This window comes from Actinomadura syzygii (assembly GCF_008085905.1).
Taxonomy (GTDB): Bacteria; Actinomycetota; Actinomycetes; order Streptosporangiales; family Streptosporangiaceae; genus Spirillospora; species Spirillospora syzygii.
In genome coordinates, this window is record NZ_VSFF01000010.1 from 166,735 (window position 1) to 181,487 (window position 14,753).

The 14,753-nt window shown below is 73.2% G+C and carries 16 protein-coding genes; 9 read left to right on the forward strand and 7 right to left on the reverse strand.

Going from position 1 to position 14,753, the window contains the following annotated elements:
• Positions 1 to 43: 43 nt before the first annotated feature.
• The 4 genes from FXF65_RS26150 to FXF65_RS26165 all read right to left on the reverse strand — a co-directional run bounded on the left by FXF65_RS26150 (position 44) and on the right by FXF65_RS26165 (position 4,032).
• Positions 44 to 502, reverse strand: coding sequence for a hypothetical protein (locus FXF65_RS26150; RefSeq protein ID WP_148352683.1), 459 nt, complete (start codon positions 500 to 502; stop codon positions 44 to 46).
• Between the two features lie 216 nt (positions 503 to 718).
• Positions 719 to 2,107, reverse strand: coding sequence for a glycine--tRNA ligase (locus FXF65_RS26155; protein ID WP_148352684.1), 1,389 nt, complete (start codon positions 2,105 to 2,107; stop codon positions 719 to 721).
• A 165-nt stretch (positions 2,108 to 2,272) separates the two neighbouring features.
• Complete coding sequence (locus tag FXF65_RS26160) at positions 2,273 to 3,604, reverse strand: glycoside hydrolase domain-containing protein (RefSeq protein WP_148352685.1); 1,332 nt, start codon at positions 3,602 to 3,604, stop codon at positions 2,273 to 2,275.
• 140 nt (positions 3,605 to 3,744) lie between these two features.
• A complete protein-coding gene (locus FXF65_RS26165) occupies positions 3,745 to 4,032 on the reverse strand; it encodes an antibiotic biosynthesis monooxygenase family protein (protein WP_148352686.1) in 288 nt (95 codons plus the stop codon).
• 28 nt (positions 4,033 to 4,060) lie between these two features.
• Here FXF65_RS26165 and FXF65_RS26170 point away from each other — a divergent pair, with 28 nt between their 5' ends.
• From FXF65_RS26170 to FXF65_RS26200, 7 genes are all read left to right on the forward strand, one after another.
• Complete coding sequence (locus tag FXF65_RS26170; RefSeq protein WP_148352687.1) at positions 4,061 to 4,381, forward strand: DUF6703 family protein; 321 nt, start codon at positions 4,061 to 4,063, stop codon at positions 4,379 to 4,381.
• Positions 4,382 to 4,413: 32 nt separating this feature from the next.
• Positions 4,414 to 5,406: a metal ABC transporter substrate-binding protein gene (locus FXF65_RS26175; protein WP_246199110.1), complete on the forward strand. Its 993-nt coding sequence runs from the start codon at positions 4,414 to 4,416 to the stop codon at positions 5,404 to 5,406.
• Positions 5,403 to 6,128 carry a metal ABC transporter ATP-binding protein gene (locus FXF65_RS26180; RefSeq protein ID WP_148352688.1) on the forward strand — a complete coding sequence of 242 codons (726 nt, stop codon included), beginning with the start codon at positions 5,403 to 5,405 and terminating at the stop codon, positions 6,126 to 6,128. The genes FXF65_RS26175 and FXF65_RS26180 overlap by 4 nt, the downstream gene beginning before the upstream one ends.
• On the forward strand, positions 6,125 to 7,027 hold the full coding sequence (locus FXF65_RS26185) for a metal ABC transporter permease (protein WP_148352689.1): 903 nt from the start codon (positions 6,125 to 6,127) through the stop codon (positions 7,025 to 7,027). Before FXF65_RS26180 ends, FXF65_RS26185 begins: the two co-directional genes overlap by 4 nt.
• Positions 7,024 to 7,410 (forward strand): Fur family transcriptional regulator, encoded by a 387-nt coding sequence (locus FXF65_RS26190; RefSeq protein ID WP_148352690.1) that lies wholly within the window; start codon positions 7,024 to 7,026, stop codon positions 7,408 to 7,410. The genes FXF65_RS26185 and FXF65_RS26190 overlap by 4 nt, the downstream gene beginning before the upstream one ends.
• A gap of 250 nt (positions 7,411 to 7,660) precedes the next feature.
• Positions 7,661 to 9,274 carry a M4 family metallopeptidase gene (locus tag FXF65_RS26195; protein WP_148352691.1) on the forward strand — a complete coding sequence of 538 codons (1,614 nt, stop codon included), beginning with the start codon at positions 7,661 to 7,663 and terminating at the stop codon, positions 9,272 to 9,274.
• A 122-nt stretch (positions 9,275 to 9,396) separates the two neighbouring features.
• Positions 9,397 to 9,822: an OsmC family protein gene (locus FXF65_RS26200; protein WP_148352692.1), complete on the forward strand. Its 426-nt coding sequence runs from the start codon at positions 9,397 to 9,399 to the stop codon at positions 9,820 to 9,822.
• A 6-nt stretch (positions 9,823 to 9,828) separates the two neighbouring features.
• Here FXF65_RS26200 and FXF65_RS26205 read toward each other — a convergent pair whose 3' ends face one another.
• A complete protein-coding gene (locus tag FXF65_RS26205; protein WP_148352693.1) occupies positions 9,829 to 10,629 on the reverse strand; it encodes an isoprenyl transferase in 801 nt (266 codons plus the stop codon).
• Positions 10,626 to 11,408, reverse strand: a complete 783-nt coding sequence (gene recO, locus FXF65_RS26210) for a DNA repair protein RecO (RefSeq protein ID WP_148352694.1) — start codon at positions 11,406 to 11,408, stop codon at positions 10,626 to 10,628. Before recO ends, FXF65_RS26205 begins: the two co-directional genes overlap by 4 nt.
• A gap of 184 nt (positions 11,409 to 11,592) precedes the next feature.
• On the opposite strand from recO, the gene FXF65_RS26215 reads away from it, so the two are divergent.
• Positions 11,593 to 12,633, forward strand: coding sequence for a M4 family metallopeptidase (locus tag FXF65_RS26215; protein ID WP_148352695.1), 1,041 nt, complete (start codon positions 11,593 to 11,595; stop codon positions 12,631 to 12,633).
• A gap of 4 nt (positions 12,634 to 12,637) precedes the next feature.
• The gene (locus tag FXF65_RS26220; protein WP_246178833.1) at positions 12,638 to 12,889 is read left to right on the forward strand and encodes a protealysin inhibitor emfourin; all 252 of its coding nucleotides are present in this window, start codon (positions 12,638 to 12,640) and stop codon (positions 12,887 to 12,889) included.
• A gap of 54 nt (positions 12,890 to 12,943) precedes the next feature.
• Here FXF65_RS26220 and leuA read toward each other — a convergent pair whose 3' ends face one another.
• On the reverse strand, positions 12,944 to 14,668 hold the full coding sequence (leuA, locus tag FXF65_RS26225; RefSeq protein WP_148352696.1) for a 2-isopropylmalate synthase: 1,725 nt from the start codon (positions 14,666 to 14,668) through the stop codon (positions 12,944 to 12,946).
• Between the last annotated feature and the right edge of the window lie 85 nt (positions 14,669 to 14,753).

The window sequence follows — 14,753 nt, forward strand, 5'->3', positions numbered from 1 at the left end:
TCGGCGGCGCACCCGTGGACGGTGCGGCGCCGCTGACTAGGGCTCAGATCCGTGGGAGGGAGGGGGGTGCGCGCCCGCGCGGGGCGCCCGCCGGGCGGACGTCCGGCGAGCGGGGGACGGCGTCGGCCCGGGACACGCGCCCGGACGGCGGCCGGAGGTCGACGCCGGCCGCGGGCAGCGCCGCGTGGACGGGATGACCGGCGAAGACGAGATGCCCGGCCTGCGCCGCGTGGACGAACCGCGCCGGTGGAACGGGCTGCGTCACCTGGACGAGCCGCGCCGCGTGCGCGGACGTGCGGTGGGAGGGCCGGTGCTTGGACGAGGACCGCGGCCGGGCCGGGGCCTGCTGCGCCGTCCCGGTCCGGACGGCGCTGACGAGCCCGGTGGAGGCCGTCGCGCCGTGGGTCGCGGCCCCGGCGGGACCGGCCACGACGCCGACGAGGCCCAGCGCGAGGATCAGCAGCCGGGCGAGGGCCGAGGCAGGACGACGCGGCTCGCGCATCCCCGCCCTCCCCAGGTCCCTCGTCGTGCCGTGGCGCCGTCGACCGGACGGCGGCGGACGGCTCCGCTTCCGGCCGGTCCGCTCCAGCCAACCTAGCCCAGGTTCCTTCCCCGGCGGACGCCGCCGCGCCCGCGCGGGAGCGGCGCCCCGTCCCGCCGCCGGACGCGCGGACGGGCCGCCCCCGAGCGGGGACGGCCCGTCACGGCGCGTCGGCGGTCAGCAGCCGAGGAGCTGCGCCGCGAGGAACGACTCGACCTGGGCGATCGAGATGCGCTCCTGGGTCATCGAGTCGCGCTCCCGGACGGTGACCGCGTCGTCCTCCAGCGTGTCGAAGTCGACGGTGACGCAGAACGGGGTGCCGATCTCGTCCTGGCGGCGGTAGCGGCGGCCGATCGCGCCCGCGTCGTCGAAGTCGACGTTCCAGCTCTTGCGGAGCTGCGCGGCGAGGTCGCGGGCCTTCGGCGACAGGTCGGCGTTGCGCGACAGCGGCAGCACCGCGACCTTGACCGGGGCGAGCCGCCGGTCGAGCCGCATGACGATGCGCTTCTCCAGCTTGCCCTTGGCGTTGGGCGCCTCGTCCTCGGCGTAGGCGTCCATCATGAACGTGAGCGTGCAGCGGTCGACGCCCGCCGCGGGCTCGATCACGTACGGGACGAACCGGTCCCCCGCCTCCTGGTCGAAGAACGACAGGTCGGCGCCGGACGCCTTGGAGTGCGTCGACAGGTCGTAGTCGGTGCGGTTGGCGATGCCCTCCAGCTCGCCCCACTCGCCGCCGACGAAGTCGAACCTGTACTCCACGTCGACGGTGCGCTTGGAGTAGTGCGACAGCTTGTCGGCCGGGTGCTCGTAGAGCCGCAGGTTCTCCTTGCTGATGCCGAGGTCGACGTACCACTGCATGCGCTCGTCGATCCAGTACTGGTGCCATTCCTCGTCGGTGCCGGGCTTGACGAAGAACTCCATCTCCATCTGCTCGAACTCGCGGGTCCGGAAGATGAAGTTGCCGGGCGTGATCTCGTTGCGGAACGACTTGCCGATCTGGCCGATGCCGAACGGCACCTTGCGCCGCGCGGACTGCTCGACGTTCTTGTAGTTGATGAAGATGCCCTGCGCCGTCTCGGGACGCAGGTAGGCGAGGCCGGACTCGTCCTCGACGGGGCCGAGATAGGTCTTCAGCAGCCCGTTGAACATCTTCGGCTCGGTGAACGAGCCCTTGACGCCGCAGTTCGGGCAGGAGATGTCGGCGAGGCCGTTCGCGGGCGGGCGGCCGTGCTTCTCCTGGTACGCCTCCTCCAGGTGGTCGGCCCGGAAGCGCTTGTGGCAGGACTGGCACTCGGTGAGCGGGTCGACGAACGCCTGGACGTGGCCGCTGGCCTCCCAGACCTCGCGCGCCAGGATGACGCACGAGTCGAGGCCGACGACGTCGTCGCGGCCCTGCACCATGGACTTCCACCACTGGCGCTTGACGTTGTTCTTCAGCTCGACGCCGAGCGGCCCGTAGTCCCAGGAGGCGCGGAGTCCGCCGTAGATCTCGCTCGACGGGTAGACCAGGCCCCGCCGCTTGGCGAGGTTGACGATCGTGTCCAGCACATCGGAACGGCGTGCCATGAGTATTCTCCATCCGGCTGGCGGTCGGCGGGACATTGAGTGCGCCCCGGTCCCGCGGCGGCGGCGGGCGGCGGCGAGTGCGATCCCAGTGATCCCCCGGCGCGGTCTTCCACCTGCGGCCGTGGGCATCCCCAGCTTAGAGCACCCGCGAGTCTGGTAGCCCCGCTAGTGGACGCGGCCGTCGACCATGTCGCTGTCGATGTTCAGGCTCACCCCGCCGTGCCTTTCCCGGTGGCCGCCCCGGTACTGCTTGACGCGGCGGTGCGGGCTCCACCGGCCGTCCGGGATGAACGGGTCGCCGTACACGCCGGGGTTGCCGTCCCAGTTCGCGAACCAGACGGCGGTGGGGCGGTGGATCCCGGTCGCGCGGCTCACGTCCCGGATCGCCGACTTGACGCTGCCGTACAGGCACGGCTCGTACCCCTCGGCCCGCAGCCGCCGGACCCAGTTGTCCACGAACCGGAGGACGGCCGCCCGGCAGGCGGACCGCCCGTGCCTGTACGCCTCCATGTCGTAGTAGATCGGCGCGCCCTCGCGGATGCCGAGGTCGCGCGCCTTGCGGGCGGCGTCCACGGCGGACCTCCGGCCCTGGACGGCGGCGTTCCTCCCGGTGAAGCGCTGCGGACGGGTGCCGCACGGCGCCTGGAGCCCGACGTAGGTGGGCGTCACCCGGTAGCCCATCGCGCGGACCTCGCTCACCCAGGAGCCGGTGAGGTTGGGCTGCGCGCAGCCGCGCGCCGCGCCGCCGATGTAGATGTTGGTGACCTTGAACGCCCGCCGCCACGCCTTCATGGTCGGGAGGGACGGGGCCGAGCACGTGTCGAACCCCCTGCCCTTCGTCCAGGGGCGGTCGAGCGCCGGTGCGCCGCCACCGGTTCCGGGCGGGCGCTCGCGGCGGACGTCCGGCGGCGGCGGGGACGGGTCGGCGGGCCGAACTCTCCCCGTCACCCGGGTGCCGCGCAGGAGCCGCTGGAGCGCGCCGGGGTCCGTCCCGTACACGCCGGTGATCGTGACCCCGGCCTCGGGGAGGGCGAGCCGCGCCTCATGGTCGACCGACCGCGCGACCGTCAACGTGGCGAGCTGGCGGGGGTGGACGACCGTCCTGGTCAGGCGGCCGTCCCCGGCGTCGCGGTCCGCGGGCTGGATGTGCACGGCCTCGGTCCGGCCGACGATCCGGGCCGGGCAGTCCGGCTGCGGCCCCGGCCGGCCGAGGTAGAGGGCGTGCCGGTCGTAGCGGACGCACCGGGTCGGGTCGCGGTCGAGGTCGTAGACCTTCCAGCCCGCCGGGACGGGCACGCTCAGCCCGCGGTACCGGACGACGCGCGGCGCGGCGCCGCCTCCGGACGCGGAGCGGGCGCCGCTCAGCGCGGCGGCCCGGTCGGGCGCGGTCCGCGCGGCGGGCGCGCCGAGGACGGCGAGGACGAGAGGGACGGCCGCGGCCCCGCTGAGCAGGACGGCCCCGGACAGCAGGCCCCCGGACGGAACGGCATGGCGCATCACATCTCCCCCCGACGAGACGCGGGACCCTTCTTCGGGCGGCTTCCCCGGCGGGCCTCGGCATGATCGTGACGCGGCAAAGATGACCTTGGTCCGGGGCCTCGAAACCGGCCGGCGCGCTTCTTGCCCCGCCGTTTCCCCTAACCGGCGGAGGAGATGACCTCGTAGGCGCCGGGCTCGTCCACGGCCATGACCGCGAGCGGCATGAACTCCATCCGGACCCGATGGTCGCCGAGGGCGCGGCGGTAGTGGCCCGCGCCGTCCCACTCGGTGACGAGGGCCCACAGGCCGGGGTCGTCGACGGTCCGGGCGAGCCGTCCGGCGCGGAAGCCGGGCGCGGCGGACAGCGCGGTCAGCACCGCGGTCATCCGCTCGGCGAAGCCGTCGGCGTCCTCGCCTGGCACCCGGTACCGGGTTATCGCGATCATCCGTCCATCCTGGCAGTACGTTGGGCGTGTGGAGACGAGAGACGGGCGGCGGGGCGAGCGGGGCACCGGGCTGCGGGCGGCGGTCGAGCGGGCGAGCGCGACGCCGGTGGTGTTCCTGCACCGGCTGCCGCGGTGGGTGCTGCTCGTCGCCGTGTTCGTCCTGCTGGTGGCCGGAATGGCCGGAACCGGCTGGGTGGCCGCGGCGGCGGTGCTGGTCCTCGCGGCCGCGCTGGCCTGGTTCGCCTACCTGAACTGGCCCGCGCTGGACGGCTCCGGCCGGGCGCTGCGGGCCGTCGCGCTGGTCGTCCTCGTGGGGTTCGCGCTGGGCCGCGGCCTCGGACGATTTTGACAATCATTTTCATTCTCGGACATAATCGGTGCGTGCCTCGCTTTTCCGTCCAAACCCATGCCCGCCGCGCGCATGCCCGCCACACCCGTGCCCGCGCGTCCCGCGCCGGAGCGGCGGCCCTGGCCCTCGCCGGGCTCGCCGCCGGGACGGCGGCGTGCGCCGACGCGGGCGCCGACGTCCCGCCCGGCAAGACCGTCGTGGTCGCCTCGTTCTATCCGGTCGCGTGGCTGGCGGAGCGGGTCGGCGGCGGCGACGTCGTCGTCCGGACGCTCACCGAGCCCGGCGCCGAGCCGCACGACCTGGAGCTGACCGCGCGCCAGGTCGCGAGCGTCGAGGACGCCGACCAGACCGTCTACGTGAAGGGCGTCCAGCCCGCCGTGGACGACGCCGTGAAGGGCCACGCGAAGGGCCGGTCGCTGGACGCCGCGAGCCTGGTGGAGACCCTTCCGCCGCCCGGCGAGACCGACGACGCGGAGGCGCACGACGGCGTCCGCCATGCGGAGTCGCCCTACGACCCGCACGTCTGGCTCGACCCGAGCCGGATGGCGGCCGTCGCGACCGCCCTCGGCGAGCGGCTCGCCGCCGCCGACCCCGCGCACGCGGCCGGGTACCGGAGCCGCGCCGGGGGCGCCGCCGCCGCGCTCGGCGCGCTCGACCGCGCGTTCCGGGACGGCCTGCGCACCTGCGCCCGCCGCGACATCGTCACCGCGCACGCCGCGTTCGGCTACCTCGCCGACCGCTACGGGCTCCGCCAGATCCCGGTCGCCGGGGTCGACCCGGCGAGCGAGCCGTCGCCCCGGCGGATGGCCGCGCTCACCCGCCGGGTCGCCGCCTCCGGCGCCACGACGATCTTCACCGAGACGCTGGTCAGCCCCAAGGTCGCGCGGTCGCTGGCGCGCGAGGCGGGGGTGCGGACGGCCGTCCTCGACCCGGCGGAGGGCGTCGCGGACGGCGCGGACGCCGACTACCTCACGATCATGCAGGGCAATCTGCGGGCGCTGCGTCCCGCGCTGGAGTGCACATGAGCGACACCTCCACGAGTCGGCCCCCCTTCGCGGTGACCGGCGGGCGCGTCCGGCGGGACGGCCGCGACGTGCTGTCCGGCGTCGACCTGCGGGTGGAGCCCGGCGACGTGCTCGCCGTCGTCGGACCGAACGGGGCGGGCAAGTCGACGCTGGTCAAGGCGCTGCTCGGGCTCGTCCCGCTGGCGGGCGGCCGGGTCGAGATCTACGGCGTGCCGCCCGCGCGGTTCCGCGGCTGGCGGCGGATCGGGTACGTCCCGCAGCGGCTGCCGATGGGCGGCGGGGTGCCCGCGACCGTCCGGGAGGTCGTCATGTCCGGGCGGGTGGGCCGGACGTCCCGCTGGCTGCCGTCGCTGTTCGCCGACCGCGCCGCCGACCGCGCCGCGGTGGACCGCGCGCTGGAGACGGTCGGCCTCGCCGAACGCGCCCGCGAGTCGTCGCACCTGCTGTCGGGCGGCCAGCAGCAGCGGGTGCTGATCGCCCGCGCGCTCGCCGGGGAGCCGGACGTCCTCGTGATGGACGAGCCGACGGCGGGCGTGGACGCGCGCAGCCAGGCGGCGCTCGCGTCCGCCCTGCGCGGCCTGGCCGACGCCGGAAAGACGATCGTCCTCGTCACGCACGAGTTCGGCCCCATGGAGCCGCTGATCACGCGCACGGTCGAACTGCGTGACGGCCGCGTCGTCCGCGACGATCGCGTGCGGCGCACGGCGGGGAGCGCGGCGTGAGCGGGATGCTGCACTACGAGTTCATGCGGATCGCGCTGGTCATGGCGGTGCTGATCGGGCTGACCGCGCCCGCCGTGGGAACGTTCATCGTCCAGCGCAGGCTGTCCCTGCTCGGCGACGGCATCGGCCACATCGCGCTCACGGGGATCGGGCTCGGGCTGCTCACCAGCACGTCACCGGTGCTCGGCGCGCTGGTCGTGTCGGTGCTCGGCGCGGTCGCGATCGAGGTGCTGCGCGCCCGCAGCCGCAGCGGCGCGGACGTCGTCCTCGCCCTGCTGTTCTACGGCGGGCTCGCCGGCGGCGTGATCCTCACCAGCGCGAACGGCGGCGGCGGGACGAGCCTCCAGTCCTACCTGTTCGGCTCGATCACCAGCGTGACCATGACCGACCTGTACGTCGTCGCGGCGCTCGCGGCGGCCGTCCTCGGGATCGTCGGGGTGTTCGGCCGCGAGCTGTTCCTGCTCTGCCAGGACGAGGAGGTGGCGCGGGCGGCCGGTCTGCCCGTCCGGTTCCTCGGCGTGCTGATCGCCGCGACCGCCGCGGTGACCGTCGTGATCTCGATGCGCGCGATCGGGCTGCTGCTGGTCAGCGCGCTGATGATCGTCCCGGTGGCGGCGGCGCAGCAGGTGGCGCGCGGGTTCCGCGGCACGATGCTGGCCGCGATGGGCCTCGGCGTGCTGTCCGCCGTCTCCGGTCTGGCGGGCTCCTTCAAGTACGATTTGCCTCCGGGCCCCACGATCGTCCTGCTGGCGCTTGCGCTGTTCGTCGCCGCGGTCGCCGGGGGCTCGGTGGCGCGTCGCAGGCGCGCGCGGGCCGGTACGGCCGGGGACGGGCTCCCCGCCGCCGGACCCGGCGCGCAGACGCGGGTGGACGCCGAGGCGGAGGTACTTGGAGGATGACGACGGCCCGCCGGGACGCGGTGCGGCAGGTGCTCACGGGCTGCGAGGGGTTCCGCAGCGCCCAGGACATCTACGCCGACCTGCGCGCGGACGGCTCCAAGATCGGCCTCACCACCGTGTACCGGGCGCTCCAGGCGCTCAGCGACGCGGGCGAGGTCGACGTGCTGCGCACCGACGACGGCGAGGCCGTCTACCGCGCCTGCCGCACCGAGGAGCACCACCACCACCTCGTCTGCCGCGGCTGCGGCCGGACGGTCGAGGTCGAGGGCCCGGCCGTGGAGCGCTGGGCGGACGCGATCGCCCGCGAGCACGGCTTCAGCGACATCACCCACACCGTCGAGGTGTTCGGGACCTGCGGCGACTGCGCCGCGAAGCCCCGCTGAGCGGTCGCCCCTCGACATCGCGAAGGGGTCGTGTCGACGGTCGCGTCGACGGTCGTGTTGACCTTCCGCGACCGGCGGATGACACGGCGTCGCCGCCGACAAGGCGCGTAGTTGACACGCTCTGTGTGCAATCCTTGGCAATTTGCTACATCTACGTGTGAGTACGCCTATGTCATGAATGTCGTGTCGCCACGGCAGGCCCGACGGCGGGCTCCCGGGGGGTGCGTGGCGCCCGCACGAGAGGGCGTTCATGACAAGACGGGCGTTCACCGGCCGACGAACCGTGCTCCTCGCCTCGGCGACCCTGCTCGCGACCGGCGTCCTCGCGGCGCCCGCGGCCGCGCGGCAGGCGCCGTCCCCGCCCGACCCCGGGAAGGCGGCGGCGCGCGCGCTCGGCGCCGTCGCCGCGCGCGGCGCGGAGCTGCGCGGCGGGGACGGGCAGGCGTTCAAGGTCGTCCGGGTCCTGATGGACCGGGACGGCGCGTCCCACACCCGCATGACGCGGACCTACGACGGCCTGCCGGTCCTCGGCGGGGACGTCGTCGTCCACCAGTCGGCGTCCGGCGGATGGCGCGGCAGCAGCGGCACGCTCGCCGCCGCCCCGGCCGACTCCACCCCGGAGGTCTCCGCGAAGGCCGCCGAGAAGAAGGCCGCCGCCAAGCGGCGGAAGGCGCAGGGCCCGCCCGCGCTCGTCGTCGAGGCCCGCACCGCCGACCACCGGCCCCGGCTCGCCTGGCGCGTCCAGACCACCGGCAAGCGGGCGGACGGCACGCCGAGCCGCATCCTCACCTCCGTGGACGCCGCCACCGGCGAGGTCCTGCTCAGCGAGGAGACGATCCGCACCGAGGCCGGGGACGGCAAGTCGCTCTACACCGGGACCGTCCCGCTGGAGACGACGAAGTCCGGGAGCGTCTACCAGCTCAAGGACCCGACCCGCGGCAACACCTACACCGGCGACGCCGGAGGCCAGACCGACCTCTGCATCCTCGTCTGGTGCGTCCGGCGCGCCCCCGCGACGATCTTCACCGACGCCGACAACCACTGGGGCGGCGGGACGACCGCCGACCGCGCCACCGTCGCCGTCGACGCCCAGTTCGGCACGAACATGACCTGGGACTTCTACAAGACCGTCTTCGGCCGGACCGGCATCGGCGGCGACGGCAAGGGCTCGTTCAACCGCGTCCACTACGGCGACAGGTACGCCAACGCCTTCTGGGACGACTCCTGCTTCTGCATGACCTACGGCGACGGCGACGGCACGCAGCTCGGTCCGCTCACGTCCCTGGACGTCGCCGCGCACGAGATGAGCCACGGCGTCACCAGCGCGACCGCGAACCTCACCTACAGCGGCGAGTCCGGCGGGCTGAACGAGGCGACGTCGGACATCATGGCCGCCGCCGTCGAGTTCTACGCGAACAACCCGGCCGACGTCGGCGACTACCTCGTCGGCGAGGAGGTCGTCCTGCCCGGCTTCGGCAAGCCCGCGCTGCGCTTCATGGACAGGCCCAGCAAGGACGGCAGCTCGCCCGACTCCTGGTCGACCGGCACGAAGAACCTCGACGTGCACTACTCGTCGGGCGTCGCGAACCACTTCTTCTACCTGCTGTCCGAGGGCAGCGGCGCGAAGACCGTCAACGGAGTGTCCTACGACAGCCCGACGTCCAACGGCTCGACGGTCGCCGGGATCGGACGGGACGCCGCCACGAAGATCTGGTACCGGGCGCTGACCACGTACATGACGTCCTCGACCGATTACAAGGCCGCGCGCACCGCGACCCTCAACGCGGCCAGGGACCTGTACGGCGCGGGCAGCCCGCAGTACAACGCCGTCGCCGCCGCCTGGTCCGCGGTGAACGTCGCCTAGGGACCAAGCCAGAGGACCCCGCCCCGGGGGCCGGGACGCCCCGCGCCCGGCCTCCCGGGCGCGGGGCGCCGTATGGGGCGGTTCGGTGAATCGGCGCGGAGGCCATGCGAGAGAATCAGGCCATGGCAACGACACGTACCGCAAACGCGCACTGGGAAGGTTCACTCCTCGAAGGCCAGGGCAAGGTCTCGCTCGACTCGTCGAAGCTCGGCACCTACGAGGTGACCTGGGCATCGCGGTCCGCGGAGCCGGCCGGGCGGACGAGCCCCGAGGAGCTCATCGCAGCCGCGCACTCCACCTGCTACTCGATGGCGCTCTCGCACGGGCTCGCCGGCACCGGCACGCCGCCGGAGAAGGTCGACACCAAGGCCGAGGTCACCTTCCAGCCGGGCGAGGGGATCACCGGCATCCACCTGACCGTCCGCGCGAGCGTGCCCGGCCTGTCCGCCGCCGACTTCGAGAAGGCCGCCCAGGACGCCAAGGCCAACTGCCCCGTGAGCAAGGCCCTCACCGGAACCACCATCACGTTGGACGCCGCCCTGGTCTAGTCGGGGTCAGCCGGTGGCGGCGGCGGGTTCCGTGCTGTTGGGGATCGCGCCGCCGTACCGGCGGTCCCGCGACGCGTACAGCTCGCAGGCGTGCCACAGGTGGCGCCGGTCGAAGTCGGGCCAGAGGGTGTCGAGGAAGACCATCTCCGCGTACGCCGACTGCCAGAGCAGGAAGTTGGACGTGCGCTGCTCCCCCGACGAGCGCAGGAACAGGTCGACGTCCGGGATGCCGGGCTCGTCGAGGTAGCGGGCGAACACCCGCTCGTTGATCTTGTCGGGGTTGAGCCGGCCGTCCCGGACGTCCCGGGCGATCGCCGCGGCCGCGTCCGCGATCTCCGCGCGGCCCCCGTAGTTCACGCAGAACTGCAGCGTGAGGACGTCGTTGTCGCGCGTCATCTCCTCGGCCGTCTCCAGCTCCTTGATCACGCTGCGCCACAGCCGGGGGCGGCGGCCCGCCCAGCGGACCCGGACGCCCATCGAGTGGAGCTGGTCGCGGCGGCGGCGGATCACGTCCCGGTTGAAGCCCATGAGGAAGCGGACCTCGTCCGGGGAGCGCTTCCAGTTCTCGGTGGAGAAGGCGTACGCCGACAGGTACGGGACGCCGAGCTCGATCGCCCCCATGATCACGTCGAAGAGGGAGTCCTCGCCGCGCTTGTGCCCCTCGGTGCGGGGCAGCCCGCGCTCCTTGGCCCAGCGGCCGTTGCCGTCCATGACGATGGCGACGTGCTTCGGGACGAGCCCCGCGGGGATCGGGGGCGGGGTGGCGCCGTCCCGATGCGGGTCCGGGGGCGAAACGGCCCTTCTCAAACTCTCTCCTCGGTGGTGTCGGCGGAGCCGGCGTCATGGCCGGGCCCCGGTTCGCGCTCGACGTGGCGCAGCGAGCGGATCCCGTGCTCCAGGTGCCATTGCAGGTAGGCGGCGACGAGGCCGCTGGCCTCCGCCCGGTGCCGCTGCTCGCTGCCGTCGGCGTACTCCCAGTCGCCGCGCAGCAGGGCCAGCATCAGCGCGAACGTCGGCGGCGCCGGGGTCGCGGCGCCCGGCTGGCGGCAGTTCGCGCAGACCGCGCCGCCCGCCGCGATGGCGAACCCGCGCAGCCCGCCGCGGACGCCGCAGCGGCAGCACTCGTCCAGCGCGGGCGCCCACCCGGCGACCGACAGCGAGCGCAGCAGGAACGCGTCCAGGACGAGCCGGGGGTCGTGGCCGCGCTCGGCGAGCGTCCGCAGCCCGCCGACGAGCAGCAGGAACTGCCGCAGCGCGGGCTCGCCCTCCTCGCTCGTCAGCTTCTCCGCGGTCTCCAGCATCGCCGTGCCCGCCGTGTAGCGGGGGTAGTCGGCGACGATGGCCTCCCCGTACGGCCGCAGCGTCTCGGCCTGGGTGATCAGGTCGAGCGAGCGCCGCTCGTACAGCTGCAGGTCGACGTGGGTGAACGGCTCCAGCCGCGCGCCGAACCGCGACCTGGTCTTGCGCACCCCCTTCGCCGCGGCGCGGATCCGGCCGGTGCGCCGGGTCAGCACCGTCACGATGCGGTCGGCCTCGCCCAGCTTCTGGGTGCGCAGGACGATGCCTTCGTCGCGGTACAGGGTCACCCGTTCATTCTGACGCACGGCGTCCGATGCCCCGGCTCCCCACCAGGCATCTCCCCATGTTCTTCACATGTCCCCCGGACGGCTCCTCCCCGTCGGTTGACAATTACGTACCGTGACCGGATTCGGCCGTAGCGTCATCCCGAAAGTTGTGGCTCGATTCCGGAAGGGCTGGCAGCGTTGTGGCATGAGATGCCACATCGTGCCGCCGCACATGCTGGAACGCATCGCCCGAGACGCCGACGACCCTGCCCTGCGCAGCCGCGCCCGCCGGACGCTGGCCCTCACGTCCGCCTACGCAGCCGAACGCCGGACGGCCCCGGCCGAGGCCCCCTCCCCCTCCGAGGACTTCGTCCCGAACCGCACGATCCACGACGCCCAGCACCGCGAGGACCTGCCCGGCCGGGCCGTCCGCGCCGAGGGCGCCCCCGCCACCGGCGACAAGGGCGTCGACCGGGCCTACGACTGGCTCGGCGCGACGTTCGACTTCTACGAGGCCGCCTACCGGCGCAACTCGATCGACGGCGCCGGGCTGCCCCTGGTGTCGACCGTCCACTACGGCGACGCCTACGACAACGCCTTCTGGAACGGCGAGCAGATGGTGTACGGGGAAGGCGACGGCGTCCTGTTCACCGAGTTCACCGGGCCCCTCGACGTCACCGGCCACGAGCTCACCCACGGCGTCACGCAGTACACCGCGAACCTGGAGTACTACGGCCAGTCCGGGGCGCTCAACGAGTCGGTGTCCGACGTGTTCGGGTCCCTCATCAAGCAGTGGCATCTCAACCACACCGCCGACCAGGCCGACTGGCTCATCGGGCAGGGGCTGCTCGCGCCCGGCGTCCACGGCGTCGCGCTCCGCTCCATGAAGGAGCCCGGCACCGCCTACGACGACCCGCGCCTCGGCAAGGACCCGCAGCCCGGGCACATGGACCACTACGTCAGGACCCATCGCGACAACGGCGGCGTCCACATCAACTCGGGCATCCCGAACCGCGCCTTCCACCTGGCCGCGACCGCCATCGGCGGGAAAGCGTGGGAAAAGGCCGGACGCGTCTGGTACGAAACGCTCACCGGCGGGACACTGGCCACGGACGTCGACTTCGCCGGGTTCGCGGCGGAGACCGTCCGCACGGCCACTCGTCTGTACGGCGCCGACGCCGACGAGACGAAGGCGGTGAACCGGGCCTGGACGGGGGTAGGCGTCCCCACGGAGGCGAACGGATAGCGCAGTGAGAGTGACAGTCGTCCGGAGCGGGGGGTTCGCCGGGATCGAACGGCGCGCCGAGTCCGACAGCGCCAGCGATCCCATGCTGACGCGGCTCGTCGGGCGCGTCGACCTGAAATCCATCCCCCCGCCCGGCCGAATCCCCGACCAGTTCCTCTACGAGATCGACATCGACGGCGACCGCGCGACCGTCGGGGAGGCCCAGCTCAACGGCCCCCTCCGGGAACTGGTCCACCACGTGCTCGGTGGAGTGTAGGAGCCGGCGGTTCGGGGGGCGCCCCGCGCCCCCCGAAGACCGTCCGCGCCGGTGTCACTGCTGGTCGCGTGCCACCCGGTTCACCGCCGACAGGATCGCCTTCAGCGACGCGGTGACGATGTTGCCGTCGATGCCGACGCCCCAGACCGTCGCGCTGCCGCCCGCCCCGGTCTGGACCTCGCACTCGACGTAGGCGGCGGCGCGGGCGTCGCCGCCCGCGCTCATCGCGTGCTCGGCGTAGTCCAGGACGCGGACGTCGATCCCGACGGTGGCGAGCGCGTCCTCGAACGCCGAGACGGGGCCGTTGCCGACGCCCTCGATCTCGCGGATCTCGCCGTCCAGCCGGATGTCGCAGCTCAGCGCGTCCTTCTCGTCGACCCGGGACGTGGCGCGGTGCGCCAGCAGGCCCGCGCGCGGGCCGCCGGTGAGGAACTCGCGCTGGAAGATGTCCCACATGAGCTCGGCGGTGACCTCGCCGCCCTCGTCGTCGGTGTGCCGCTGCACGACCCGGGAGAACTCGATCTGCAGCCGGCGCGGCAGCTCCAGCGAGTGCTCGGTCTTCATGACGTAGGCGACGCCGCCCTTGCCAGACTGGCTGTTCACCCTGATCACGGCCTCGTACGTCCGGCCGACGTCGTGCGGGTCGATCGGCAGGTACGGGACCTCCCAGCGGTGCTCCTCCACCGGGACCCCGGCGGCGTCGGCGTCGCGCCGCAGGTGGTCGAAGCCCTTGTTGATGGCGTCCTGGTGGGAGCCGGAGAACGCGGTGTAGACCAGGTCGCCGCCGTACGGGTGCCGCTCGTGGACGGGCAGCTGGTTGCAGTACTCGACGGTGCGGCGGACCTCGTCGATGTCGGAGAAGTCGATCTGCGGGTCGACGCCCTGCGTGAACAGGTTCAGGCCCAGCGTGACCAGGCACACGTTGCCGGTGCGCTCGCCGTTGCCGAACAGGCAGCCCTCGATGCGGTCGGCGCCCGCCATGTAGCCGAGCTCGGCGGCGGCGACGGCGGTGCCCCGGTCGTTGTGCGGGTGCAGGGACAGGACGACCGAGTCGCGGCGGGCGAGGTTGCGGCTCATCCACTCGATCTGGTCGGCGTACACGTTCGGCGTGGCCATCTCGACCGTCGCCGGCAGGTTGACGATGACCTTCTTCTCGGGCGTCGGCTTCCACACGTCGGTGACGGCGTCGCAGACCTCGACCGCGTACTCCAGCTCCGTGCCGGTGAACGACTCGGGCGAGTACTGGAAGAAGATCTCGGTGTCGCCCATGTCCTCGGCGAGCTTGGCGCACAGCTTGGCGCCCTCGACCGCGATCGCGGTGATGCCGTCGCGGTCCTGCTCGAACACCACGCGGCGCTGGAGCGTGCTCGTCGAGTTGTACAGGTGGACGATGGCCTGCTTGGCGCCGCGCACCGACTCGAAGGTCCGCTCGATCAGCTCGGGACGGGCCTGCGTCAGCACCTGGACGACGACGTCGTCCGGGATCCGGCCCTCCTCGATGATCTGCCGGACGAAGTCGAAGTCGGTCTGGCTGGCCGCCGGGAAGCCGACCTCGATCTCCTTGTAGCCCATGCGTACCAGCAGCTCGAACATGCGTAGCTTGCGGTCGGCGTCCATGGGGTCGATCAGGGCCTGGTTGCCGTCCCGCAGGTCGACCGCGCACCAGCGCGGCGCCTCGGCGATCACGGCGTCCGGCCAGGTGCGGTCGGTCAGCTTGATCGGGGCGAACGGCCGGTAGCGCTGGAAGGGCATGCCGGAGGACTGCTGTTGCGGATACATGCGATGTGATCTCTCTGCTCGAACCTCGCGGCCGGACGTCACGCCGAAGCCCCGCAGCGAGGGAGCCGACCCGTTACAGGCCCCC